Source organism: Xenorhabdus sp. KJ12.1 (genome assembly GCF_963876495.1).
Lineage (GTDB): Bacteria > Pseudomonadota > Gammaproteobacteria > Enterobacterales > Enterobacteriaceae > Xenorhabdus > Xenorhabdus stockiae.
In genome coordinates this window covers 1-11,847 of record NZ_CAWNQH010000058.1, presented here as the reverse complement: position 1 = coordinate 11,847, position 11,847 = coordinate 1, and the positions used below count along the sequence as shown (strand labels likewise).

At 42.8% G+C, this 11,847-nt stretch carries 13 protein-coding genes; 3 read left to right on the top strand and 10 right to left on the bottom strand.

All coding sequences use genetic code 11. The features are described 5' to 3' along the window. Positions 1-5 precede the first annotated feature (5 nt). The 7 genes from AACS92_RS05910 to AACS92_RS05880 all read right to left on the bottom strand — a co-directional run bounded on the left by AACS92_RS05910 (position 6) and on the right by AACS92_RS05880 (position 5,935). Positions 6-1,151, bottom strand: a complete 1,146-nt coding sequence (locus AACS92_RS05910; protein WP_099110412.1) for a phage major capsid protein — start codon at positions 1,149-1,151, stop codon at positions 6-8. A gap of 223 nt (positions 1,152-1,374) precedes the next feature. Beyond that, a complete protein-coding gene (locus AACS92_RS05905) occupies positions 1,375-1,716 on the bottom strand; it encodes a hypothetical protein (RefSeq protein ID WP_099110411.1) in 342 nt (113 codons plus the stop codon). Positions 1,717-1,722: 6 nt separating this feature from the next. After that, positions 1,723-1,983, bottom strand: a complete 261-nt coding sequence (locus tag AACS92_RS05900; RefSeq protein WP_099110409.1) for a hypothetical protein — start codon at positions 1,981-1,983, stop codon at positions 1,723-1,725. 18 nt (positions 1,984-2,001) lie between these two features. Beyond that, on the bottom strand, positions 2,002-2,235 hold the full coding sequence (locus tag AACS92_RS05895; protein WP_099110408.1) for a hypothetical protein: 234 nt from the start codon (positions 2,233-2,235) through the stop codon (positions 2,002-2,004). 436 nt (positions 2,236-2,671) lie between these two features. Next, complete coding sequence (locus tag AACS92_RS05890; RefSeq protein ID WP_099110407.1) at positions 2,672-5,404, bottom strand: DUF927 domain-containing protein; 2,733 nt, start codon at positions 5,402-5,404, stop codon at positions 2,672-2,674. Positions 5,405-5,406: 2 nt separating this feature from the next. Further along, positions 5,407-5,817 (bottom strand): hypothetical protein, encoded by a 411-nt coding sequence (locus tag AACS92_RS05885; RefSeq protein ID WP_099110405.1) that lies wholly within the window; start codon positions 5,815-5,817, stop codon positions 5,407-5,409. Then, positions 5,807-5,935, bottom strand: coding sequence for a hypothetical protein (locus AACS92_RS05880; protein WP_255398516.1), 129 nt, complete (start codon positions 5,933-5,935; stop codon positions 5,807-5,809). Before AACS92_RS05880 ends, AACS92_RS05885 begins: the two co-directional genes overlap by 11 nt. A 133-nt stretch (positions 5,936-6,068) precedes the next feature. On the opposite strand from AACS92_RS05880, the gene AACS92_RS05875 reads away from it, so the two are divergent. Further along, entirely contained in the window at positions 6,069-6,260 is a 192-nt protein-coding gene (locus tag AACS92_RS05875; protein WP_099110404.1) for a toxin-antitoxin system HicB family antitoxin, read from the top strand. A gap of 197 nt (positions 6,261-6,457) precedes the next feature. On the opposite strand, the gene AACS92_RS05870 is transcribed toward AACS92_RS05875, so the two are convergent. Both AACS92_RS05870 and AACS92_RS05865 read right to left on the bottom strand, forming a co-directional pair. After that, entirely contained in the window at positions 6,458-6,742 is a 285-nt protein-coding gene (locus tag AACS92_RS05870) for a helix-turn-helix transcriptional regulator (RefSeq protein WP_099110403.1), read from the bottom strand. 86 nt (positions 6,743-6,828) lie between these two features. Beyond that, positions 6,829-8,049: a tyrosine-type recombinase/integrase gene (locus AACS92_RS05865; RefSeq protein ID WP_099110401.1), complete on the bottom strand. Its 1,221-nt coding sequence runs from the start codon at positions 8,047-8,049 to the stop codon at positions 6,829-6,831. A 267-nt stretch (positions 8,050-8,316) separates the two neighbouring features. Between AACS92_RS05865 and AACS92_RS05860 the strand changes: the two genes are divergently transcribed. Continuing rightward, the gene (locus AACS92_RS05860; protein ID WP_099110400.1) at positions 8,317-9,300 is read left to right on the top strand and encodes a quinone oxidoreductase; all 984 of its coding nucleotides are present in this window, start codon (positions 8,317-8,319) and stop codon (positions 9,298-9,300) included. 21 nt (positions 9,301-9,321) lie between these two features. Here AACS92_RS05860 and dusA read toward each other — a convergent pair whose 3' ends face one another. Further along, the gene (gene dusA / locus AACS92_RS05855; RefSeq protein ID WP_099110399.1) at positions 9,322-10,359 is read right to left on the bottom strand and encodes a tRNA dihydrouridine(20/20a) synthase DusA; all 1,038 of its coding nucleotides are present in this window, start codon (positions 10,357-10,359) and stop codon (positions 9,322-9,324) included. A gap of 88 nt (positions 10,360-10,447) precedes the next feature. On the opposite strand from dusA, the gene AACS92_RS05850 reads away from it, so the two are divergent. Continuing rightward, positions 10,448-11,542 (top strand): tyrosine-type recombinase/integrase, encoded by a 1,095-nt coding sequence (locus AACS92_RS05850; RefSeq protein ID WP_099110398.1) that lies wholly within the window; start codon positions 10,448-10,450, stop codon positions 11,540-11,542. Positions 11,543-11,847: the final 305 nt, after the last annotated feature.

Here is an 11,847-nt window from a genome sequence, read left to right as displayed (position 1 = left end):
GATTATCAAGAGGCTTTGATTTCCAGCACTTTGATTGCGTTGGAATCCACCAACCCACCCCCCAGATATTTATCAGTGTGTACCTTATAAAATCCCGGTTCGGTGATATTGTCAGGACGGGTACGAATGCCCGTTTGATGGTCAACAATGAAGTAACCGCGCTTGAAGTCACCCAGCGCAATGATGTTATCGGGCATAAATTCGAGATAATGGACAGGCAAGCCCAGCAACATATCAGGATCACCCGCTTGCAGACGTTCGCGCCAGATATAATCTCCGTTGCCGTTTTTCAGCTTCTGCACGTTGGCTGCTGTTGTCGAATTCATCACCCACACGGCGTTTTTGCGGTATTTGTTTTTGAGCAAGAATTTCAGGTCAATCAGGCTATCGGCTTCAAGACTGGTTGCTTCCAATTTTTGCAACGTACCGAATGCACGTACCTTGTCGGCTTGGGTGTCACGAGGGTAAGACAGAAAGCCTTTCGCTTTCTTGCTGCCGTCACCGCTCACCAGATCGGTTTCTTCGATACCGACGAACGTATCTGCGATCTCAGCAGTCAGCCAGCCTAAAATATCGACATCACTAAAGTCGATAATTTCCTGTGTGGTTTTGGGGTAGGCATAGATAGGAAACAACTTGATGCTGACTTCTTCCATCTTCGGCGTGGTAGTCTCACCGCGTACCTTGCCTTCTTCTCCATGTACCACGGCTGCGCCACCGACCGAAACAAGCTGTTTATATTCATTGCTGCGTGTGGTCTTAATCGTACAGATTCGGCGCATAACCGACTCATCAGCCAATTGCTGCATGATCTGTTTGTTCAGTTCAGGGATAACGGTATAGCCGCCCTCTGAGGGTACGCCTGTAGACAGGGAACGAGTTTCACCCGTCAGAATATAGTGGCGTAGCCCATCATTATTGAGTGTTTCACTGATTGGCTGGTTCTTTGCCTGATTACGTTCTTCATCAGATAAAGCCTCATAACGGGCAATTTCCGTATTCAGGTTATCGGATTGGCTACGCAGTTCGTCGAACTGTTTGGCTTCATCGGTAGACAGTGAGCGCTTTTCGTCTTCGGCTTTGGTCAGCAGTGAGCGCATTTGTTGGGTTAAATCAGCTTTTTGTTGGCGTAATTCGAGTAATTTCTTCATGATGCCTCTGCATGTAGGTTAAGGGTTCGCTGTCATGCAGGTTTGAGGAAGCGGTCGCGGGTTAGCACTACCGCCTTTGAGGACTTGCTACAGAGCAATTGAAATCAAGATGAGCCTACATGGTTCAGCAATAACTATTTAACACCATGAAAAATAATAAAAAAGACCTCTAAACAAGAGGTCTCAACAAGGAGAAACATGAGGACAGAATACTTACAAATTTTTACTTATTTTTATTGTCATCCACTTTCCCCCAAACGACTATTCCCGCATTTAATGCTACTAATAACGCGAATAATCCCACGAAAGGAGTAACCCAAGAACCTATTTCATTACCAAAAATATTAACTATATATAAAACATTTACTGCACCTATCACTAAAAATAATAATGTGCACAAGTTATATATCCCTTTTACCCATATATTAATTTGTTTTGTTTTTTTTATATCCTTTTGCTTTGCTTGATATATAGCAAAGCTAGCGACAAAGGAAAAAAAAGACCATGTTAGATAATTTGCTGATCCGTTGAATGCTAAATTTAATGACTCTATAAATTCCATCATATTTACTCACTTATCACTCTGCCATTCAGACGCTTCATTCATAATTTCTCTGAACGCCTGTAATTGCTCAATTAATACATCTAACTGCTCTTTATTGGTTGCCAGTATTTCCTCAGAAAATGTGTGACGCAGACTACCACCTGAATCCTGAAAGAAAAAAGCATGACCATTGACCAACTGGCGGTACTCGCTTGTATGTAAATCGTCTAACTGCGTAATACCGTAATAATCGTAGTGTTTTCTGATATCTTCTTGCGTAATCGGCATAATATTTCCCTTATATAATTATTCTGCTTCTCTGAATAGGGTTACTTGGAAAGTTTCTAGTGCCTCAGCTATCCCTCGAATGTTCATAGCTAACTCATCTCGTGCCGCTGTCTTCATGAATGCGGCTATAAGCTCTGGGTGCTGTTTAGCATACCCCTCACCGAACAAAGCATCTATTTCTTTGACTGCTCTTTCCATCCAGTACGCCGCTGAATTAGCTGCCTGTCTTTCAATCGTTGTTGCATCTAACATATGTTCTCCATTTTTGTATATATAGTGAAAAGTTACCGACAACACCGACAAACCGACAATGTTCTAAAATAGAATTTAATATCAATTAGATACAGTGTTAAATCGTTATCGGTCAATTGTCACTCAATTTTTTGATATCTCAAAAATTAAAGTATTATCATTATATTTCAACTTGATAGATGTAATCTCCTGTTGTCGGTTTTCGACAATCCGACCTACTAATAAACTCCCTCTATGTGTCTCTGAATTCTTTTGCCTGCCAAGAAAAGAAAGTTTTTCTTCTGGCAGGTACTTTGTTTTAAGTCCAACAATGAAACGACAAACCGACAACGTACCGACAAACATTTAACATTTTACTATATTGATTTATAAGATATTTATATATGTATTGTCGATTTGTCGGTGTTGTCGGTCAGTTTTACGTATATGAGAGAATTTATTCTTCCATCCCATCAGCAGAATACATCACGACATAGTACTTACGGGATGAACCGTTATGTTTCATGCCCTGTACTTTAAAACCGCCATTAGCGGCCTTTTTCAACATGCCTGATTCTGCCAGTACCCGCGCAAACATCTTCGGCTCAAAGCCCTCTGATACTTCTGTCTCGAACACATCAGGAAACGTATAAAAATGAATCAACCCACCATTATTGGGAATATCACTGGTATCTTTCCGGTAGCCTGCAAGATTAGAGATAGTGGCATGATCGTAAGTGTACGGCTCCGGCGCATAACGATTTAACCCGAAGCGGTCTAAAAATGCCTCGGTTTGTTCCCTAATCTGTTGGTGCTCCTTATTGGCAGTACCAAATTCAGCCACCCACGCATTGAAGCAGTGCTGTATTGCGTCCCGGCTCTCCTGTTCTGTCCATCCGGTAAGGTGTGTCGCTGTGATAAGAGCGCCTTCTAAGATGGCAAACCGTTCAGCCACACGGGGAAGTTGCGCCCCAGCTCCTTTGGGGATCAACCCATTCCAGCGGGTTTTAGCTTCTTCAATGATGTTTCTGGTTACCTTTTGATTCTGAGTCAGATATTCGCACCATACCCGGCCGATAGCACCATGATTATCGGCAATGGCTTTTTCAATTGCCTTAGCGTGTTCTCTGGCATCCTGATAGCCATGAAAAACAGTCGGACTACTGAATGGAATATTCAGCAACCGGACAAGCTGACCCGCTTTCAGGCGTTTGCCCTCACTTCTGACAAACGTATCAAGATCAACCTCACCAGTACTGATAGCAATCGTTTTAAACTGGAGAATGTCACGATTTCCACCACCTTTTGCTCCCTGTAGCTTTCCCTTACCGTTAAACAGCGCATAAGACGCATTAGCCACATCTTTAACAGATGAGCCTTGTCCGACTTCATCAAGGGGTAGTAGATTGTTGTTGTGTGCTGCGGCTTCATTAATCAACCCTAATGTCGTTGCAAACCACGTCAAACGCATCGCAGAAGGTTCACCAAAAACACTACAGCCCACGCTTTGCGCCGTAGTTTTCCCGGCTGTACTCTGATCATAGAAGTGAACCCCAAAGCCATCATCACGCAGCAAGCCGATAACCGGTGATGCTAGCGCGGATGCTATGGACAGCATCATAAAGGGATTGCCTTTGGCTAATTTTGCTACGGAATCACGCCAGCTTTCCGGCGTTCCTGCTACGGTATACCCTCTTATTGATGAAGTTCTGCCACAAAAGATAACGGGTTTCTCTGGTTTGCCGATCACTTCGCCTGTCGGGAAGATATAAGCCCCATGCTGCCAGCCTGTTGAGTGGGTAATATGCCAGTCAGTCTTTTTGGCGCGGCGTTGTAACCAATCCGATAGCGTGTGACGTAAAAAAGGTTTAGTGGCAATATTCAACCCTGCGGCTTTGAGCTGCCGCCAGCCTTCATTTGCGCCAACATCACCTGTTTTCACTGCCTCTGTGTAAATTGTCCCGTCTTCTTCCCACTGGATAATAAGATAAAATTCAATATCATCACGACCACGCCCAATCACCTTCATAGCATCACTGAGCCATTGCTCATGGTGGATGATTTCGCCACTTTCTTTATCTACCTTTGGCGTGACGTAATAAATCCCGTTCTTACGCGAATCAATAAAGGGCTTTAACGGATCACGTTCTTTCTCCTGGTGCTCATCCAAATTAATGACTACAGATTTTGCTACTGACATTTTCTCACCCACCTGATACAACCCGTTACTGAATACCTGCTTTGCTGCCTCGATGCCGTGATGCTGGCGATAATCGTCCCAATCAGATTTTAATGCCGTAGGCGGTAGCGTGACCCAGCCGTTAATCGCTATAGCGGCTTTCTCTGCTGCTATCTTGCCGACATTCTTTTTTAGCCTGCCGTTTTTGTCCCGTTCTTCCAGTTCGTGCCAATCGTTATCAGCGGCAAGGATGATTTTTGCGTTAGGCCACTGTGTTCTGACCTGTTCGGCAATGGTGAACAAATTGCTTTCATCAATGGCTGCCAATACCACGCCCTCATGTAATTGGCTAACCGTTAACGCCGTGGCGTAACCTTCGGTAATGATGAAAGTATCCGGCGTTCCAGTAATCTCGGATACAGGAATAAAACTGCCTTTCTTCTGAGTCCCTGAGACAAGGCGTTTTTCACCATTAGGCTTGATGGTTTGCCCGCCTGTGATCGTGCCGTCCAGCGTTTGAACCACCAGCAATAAAGAGCCATCTTTCAATAATCGCTGATTGGAGCATTGAAGCCCCTTTTTCACCAGATACTGAGATTCACCCGTGGCAGAAGTTGCAACCAGCGCAGCGATGCGTTCTGCAATCGGTTTTATTGTTCGGGGCTGCTCTTTAGCTGGCTTAGATTCAGGCAAAGGCAGTGCCAGTGCATCAGCTACCAACTTAGCGGCGGCAAAGACCGTGATCCCGTTGGTTCTTGCCACTAAATCCAGACCATCACCGTGATTAGGTTTATCGCACTGGCGACAATGCCAGTCGCCATGATGGTTATCATCGATAAAGTGAAAACGATCAGTGCCGCCGCATATCGGGCAGGCGCCATGTTTACCCTTTGCCGGAACATCAACACCACAAGCAGGCAACAGGCTTTGCCAGTGATTGATGGCTGATTTTTTCACTGTTCGAATAACATCTAACGGGCGGCTTTTCTGATTATTATTTCCCTGACTCATGATCACTCGTCCTCGCCATTAACCGCTGCATAGAGCGAATAGTAAACTTCCTGATTAATATCACAGGCTAGCGACAGCAAATCGTGTAACTCTTCCGAACAGTGTTGGCTTGCCTGTTCAAGAATGACCTCATATAAAGAGGTACATAAACCCGCACGAAACGAGGATTGCCCTAATGGATCTCTCTCCCTGCGTACAAGGCAATTAACTAATTTATTCACTGGATTCTGTGGGGCATGTTTCGACAGGTCGCGATAAACCTCCTGATGAATGCCGTGCGCCAATGCAATCAGATTATTTAAATTGATTTCACAGTGTTCATCTTTGGCTTTTTGGGTAATGAACGTGAAAAGTGAAATACCCAAACTTGCACGATGCAGCGCCTGTTTTAATGAGATTGGTTTATGACTCATGGCATGCCCCCTGACGTGATACGAAGATCAAAGAGGACATATCAGCCAGCCACTGAGTACCGGATACAATTAGGAATATAAATTTTGGGCGAGTTTGGTTAGACTGTGTATCAGCCATAGCATTAGCTCCAATAATGTTGTGGTCAGACGCCCTACATGTGTTGCGATCACTGTGGGGCGTTGTTCTATTAGGCTCTGCCGTGATAAGGTGTGTACCTAATGTAGATGATACTATTCCGATAGGTACACACATGTCAACGGTAAAAAGAGATAAAAGCCCTAAAGGTGAAGGCAAAGCGCCAGCTTTCCAAATACGGATGCAGCCTGAATTTAAGAAACAATTATCAGAATTAGCCAAAAATGAAGGCATGAGTCTGGGAAATTGGTTTAAGGAATTAGCCCGTAAGGAATTACAATCACAGGGAATTGAACCCAAAGGTTGAGCCGCCCGGCAATAAACCCAGTTATTAATTAATCCTCTCAAAAAAGTAACTATCTCAAATTGGTGACTCCTTAAATAAAAGGAGTCTTTATAGTTAATAACCGCCATCACATCCCTTATCCGAAAAAATCAGATTATTTTTAGAGTGAGTTTGTCCACTACCAATTAAGGCAGTTAATTTTTCCATTACGTTATTATTTAATTGGCAGGTTTACGGCTATATGGATTATTTATATTTTCTACGATTGGCGGATTTCGTACCCAATGAAGTAGATCACTGAGTAACCAAGCACAGGAATTACGCCCCAATGGCTTACGGGCAGGGAAGCGGCCTTCATTTTCCAGTTTCCATGCTGATGTTCTGGAAATAGAGGTAATATGTTGGCGTTCTTTTTCACGAATAAGACGATCATAAGGTTCGCCATATTCGGAAAGGATAATGCGGCGTTCTTCAGGTGTAGGAGTGTTATATTGAATGGTCATGCTACCCTCACTATTTCATTGTTTTTGTGAGGGTATTTTACTTAATGGAAATTATTACTAAAGAAAGCAACTTTGTTGTGTATATATTACAATTGTGCTGTTTTTAATATAACCACATTCTCATAATTACCCGCTAATACATCCAATCGCTCACACCACTTGTTTAAAGCATCTAATTTCTCTGGTAGGTATTGGCTCTTATTATATATCGCCATAACACCCGGCAAAGCATGGCCTATAAGCTGCTCTACTACATGTGGGGCAACCCCTAAGTTATTAAGTTTAGTTGAAAAGGTTCGTCTTAAATCATGCAAAGACCATTCCTCGTCATGCTCTAATTTTTTCCATATTTTTCTGCCATATTGTGCGACTGCTTCAAGTTTTTTAATTTCCCCTAAGAGATAACCGCTTTTATGGTTTTGGTGAATAATATCCATTAAAAATGGCTTCATATATTCTGGTATTGGACGAATGATTTTCTCACCTGTCTTGCTATTTTCTTTTGGGACAGTCCATAACATAGAATTCAAATTCCATTCTGAACATTTAGATAACCTGATCTCCCGTGTCCGACAGCCAAATACAACCAAAATTTTCAATAAATTATTATAATAAGGTAGGTAAATACCTGTATTTATAGAGTCCCATAATTGACCAAGTTCATGATCGTCTAAATATCGCTGGCCTTTATTTTGTTTTTTCCCAACATCCTGAATAGTTAAATCATCCAATACATGGCTGACTGCATACCTTCTTACCCGGCAAAATTTTAGAGTTTGCTTGCACAATTGAAATACAGAACCAGCAGCCACCGGAGCTTTCTTTTTCATTCTATCAAAGCATTGTAGCCAATATATTGTTTCGCAGTCAGACAATGCCATTTCACCAATATAAGGATAAATATGTTTTTCTAATTGCAGAATGAGGGTATCAATATTGACTCGATTTTCTCTTCCGTAGTGCTCTATCCAATATTCGATAGCGTCTTTCACAGTGACTGGTTTTAGTGATTCCTGCATCACTAAATTAAATTGCAGCTTTGGATCTTTACCAGATGCTAACCAACTACGACATTTATCCCGCGTTTCACGAGCTTGCTTGAGAGACACATCAGGATAGCGCCCAATGGTAAGGCGGTTTAACTTTTTTCCATCAAGTCGGTACGTAAAAACCCAACTAACTCCACCAGCTTTAGATGCTTTGGCGCTCAACCCCGCACCATCGGCAAAAAATTCAATATTGCCCCTTTCTTTTCCGTGCAGGGTTCTAAGTTTTTTGTCACTGAGCTTGTTTAGTTCGGCAGCCATGATCGCTAAAAGTATTTATACAATTGTTTATACGCAGTGTGCTGCAAGAGAGGCAAAACGTCAATAAACACTGTAACAATATACAGTTTAATGATTAATTAATTATTTGATATTTATATAAAAATAATAATCATGGACAAACTTCAAAACACAAAGTAAATATATATAGTCTGCAATGATTTCAGATACATTTACGCTGTTTGCAGCGATTTCTTTGCAAACGTGCGAGGCTGTTCCCAATATTTCCAGAATGATAAGAGAGCAACCATGGCAAAACACATCATATTTTCCGCCACCGGCGGCCCAGAAGTACTCAAATATAGTGAATTTACCCCTGTTGATCCTGCGCCTGATGAAGTCCAAATCGAAAATAAAGCTATCGGAATTAATTATATTGATACTTATGTCCGCAGTGGGCTTTACCCAACGGCAAATCTTCCCAGTGGCTTAGGTACTGAAGCTGCCGGAATTGTCACAAAAGTTGGCTCGAGTGTGTCGAACATCAAAATCGGGGATCGTGTAGCGTATGCTCAATCCGGTCTGGGTGCATATAGTGAAGTACACAATGTACCTGCCAGCAAGTTAACTATCCTTCCTGATACTATTTCATTTGAACAGGCTGCCGCTTCCCTTTTGAAAGGGTTGACCGTTTATTACCTTTTCTATCAGACATATAAGATTCTTGAAGGTGAAACTTTTCTGTTCCATGCTGCAGCCGGTGGGGTGGGGTTGATTGCCTGTCAGTGGGCAAAAGCATTAGGTGCAAAATTGATTGGCACCGTTGGTTCAGATGAAAAAGCCCGCCTTGCTCAAAACGCAGGCGCGTGGCAGACCATCAATTATAATCGTGAAAATATTGTGGAACGCGTTTTAGAACTTACCAACGGACAAAAAGTTGATGTCGTTTATGATTCCGTCGGTCAGGCTACATGGCTGGATTCACTTGATTCGCTGGCACCAAGGGGGTTGATGGTCAGTTTCGGAAACGCTTCGGGGGCAGTAACGGGTGTAAATGTCGGGCTTCTCAACCAGAAAGGTTCGCTATTCCTTACCCGCCCTTCTATTAACGGCTATATCACTACACGGGAAGAGTTAGCAGAAGCGAGCAAAACATTATTTGACTTCATTGCCAATGGAAAAATCAAAGTCGATGTGCCAGAAAACCAAAAATTTCCACTGAGCGAGGCAGTCAGGGCACACCAAATACTTGAAAGCCGCGCAACTCACGGTTCCAGCTTATTAATCCCGTAATTTCTAAAACACCTGAGCGGATCACATCCGCTCTGTTACCATTCCCAGTGCTTTTTCAACAACCATAATATCCGAACCAGGTTTATGTGCGTTTTCGCTCAGATGACGACGCCATTGGCGCGCGCCGGGAATACCCTGAAAAATGCCCAGAATATGGCGGGTAATGTGGCCTAAATAAGTACCGTTTGACAATTCCTGCTCTATATAGGGATAAAGAGCTTTAATCACATCTACCGTATTCGTTACCTGAGCGTTTTCGTCAAATAATTCACGATCCACATGCGCCAGAATCGATGGATTCTGATAGGCTTCCCGCCCAACCATCACACCATCAACATATTGCAAATGTTGTTTCGCTTCTTCCAAGGTCTTAATCCCACCATTAATGGAAAGCGTCAGTTGTGGAAAATCCTTTTTCAGTTGATAGACTCGAGGATAATCCAGCGGTGGAATTTCGCGGTTTTCTTTAGGACTCAAACCAGATAACCACGCCTTGCGCGCATGGATGACAAAATTATCACAGGCACTGTTTTGCACAACAGTATCAATAAAATCGCACAGAAACGCGTAACTATCTTGTTCATCAATACCGATACGAGTTTTTACTGTGACTGGGATATCCACCACATCCTGCATTGCTTTGACGCAATCAGCAACCAATGTAGCGTCCCCCATCAGACAGGCACCAAAACGACCATTTTGTACACGATCAGACGGACAACCAACATTCAAATTGATTTCATCATAACCACGCTCCTGCGCGATCTTGGCACACTGCGCCAATGCCTGAGGCTCACTACCGCCCAATTGCAATGCCAATGGGTGCTCCTGCTCGTTATAAGCCAGATAATTTCCTTTACCGTGAATAATCGCACCTGTAGTGACCATTTCAGTGTAAAGCAAAGCTTCTTTACTTAGCAGGCGATGGAAGTATCGACAATGACGATCCGTCCAATCCAGCATCGGCGCAACGGAGAAGCGAGAGGGCTTAAATTTTCCTAAACTTCCCTTTGCTATACTGCTTACTACAGGTTTTTCTGTTTTTCTATTTTCGTGCATTTTAATACGTTTTAGGCTATTTTCGGTTTATCGGTACACCATCCAGTACACCACACTCAATGGTGTACTGGTGCCTGAGAGGTAAATCATGGCCTATTATAACATAGTGAAGCGCCCTCGCGCTGATGGCACTATAAGATATCGTTGCACAGCTGGTATAAAAGAAGGCGGCAAGCATCTTCATCGTGAAACGAAAACATTTGGTAAGATGACTCAAGCCAAAAGTTGGGGGGCTAAACGGGCAGCGGAACTTGAGGAAAGCGGGATTCCCTCAAGTGGTGATACTACCGGTATAACTGTAAGGGATTTATTGTATAAATATATCCACGATCCCAACTTAGGGGGAAAAGCAGGAAGAACAAAAAAGTATGTGTTAAACATGCTGATGGATTGTCATATCGCAAGTATATACTTATCTGAACTATCAGAAAGCCATGTTATTGATCATTGCCGCTACAGAATGGAAAGCGGGGCATCCCCAGCAACAATTAATCATGATGTCAGCTACTTAACCTCTGTTATCGCATCTGCCAAACCTGTTTATGGCATAAATTACACGTCAAATCCTTCACATGAAGCTAGGCCATTATTGATAAAAATGGGGTTGATTGGAAAATCAAACCGCCGCAGTCGTCGTCCTGTTAATGATGAGCTTGATAGATTAATAGAAGGACTACGTAAACGTGCAGATCATAGGGCAGCCCATATTCCATACTTGGATATTTTAAATTTTTCTATTCTCAGCTGTATGCGTATAGGTGAGATTTGCAAAATCAGGTGGGATGATATTAATGAGAAACAAAAATCAGTCATTGTAAGAGATAGGAAAGATCCAAGGAAAAAGGCAGGCAATCACATGTCAGTTCCACTCCTAGGTGATGCATGGGAAATAGTGCAGCGTCAGCCCAAAAAGGGAGAATTAATATTTCCCTATAATCCTAGAAGCGTATCTGCTGGATTTCAACGAGTTCGTAATGCTCTGGGGATAGAAGATATTCGATATCACGACATGCGAAGAGAAGGTGCTAGCCGTCTTTTTGAGGCTGGTTTTTCAATCGAGGAAGTTGCTCAAGTGACTGGACACCGATATTTGAATGTACTTTGGCAAGTTTATACAGAACTGTATCCGAAATCACTTCATGATAAGTTTGGGGAACTGATGAAAAAACAAAGTGACACATGATTCGGAATTAAAAAAGCCGCATTACGCGGCTTATTCCATCGATTGTTCTATATATTGACATAGAACCTGTGACCTACGGCTTAGAAGAGAGTAAGCCCATCTTTTAAATCAACGAATTACCGCATTTATCAGTGCTCACACGTCCCACCTTACCGAAGGTTACCCGTAGTTACGTGCGGTTGCCTTTCGATACCTGTCCCAAATCCGGTCATGCTCCCAATGATTAGATCTTGTGATAAACTCCCTACTTTTTATTCTGGGTGAGATATGGCTAAAGTGGATGTGATTTGTCGTTACTGTCATAA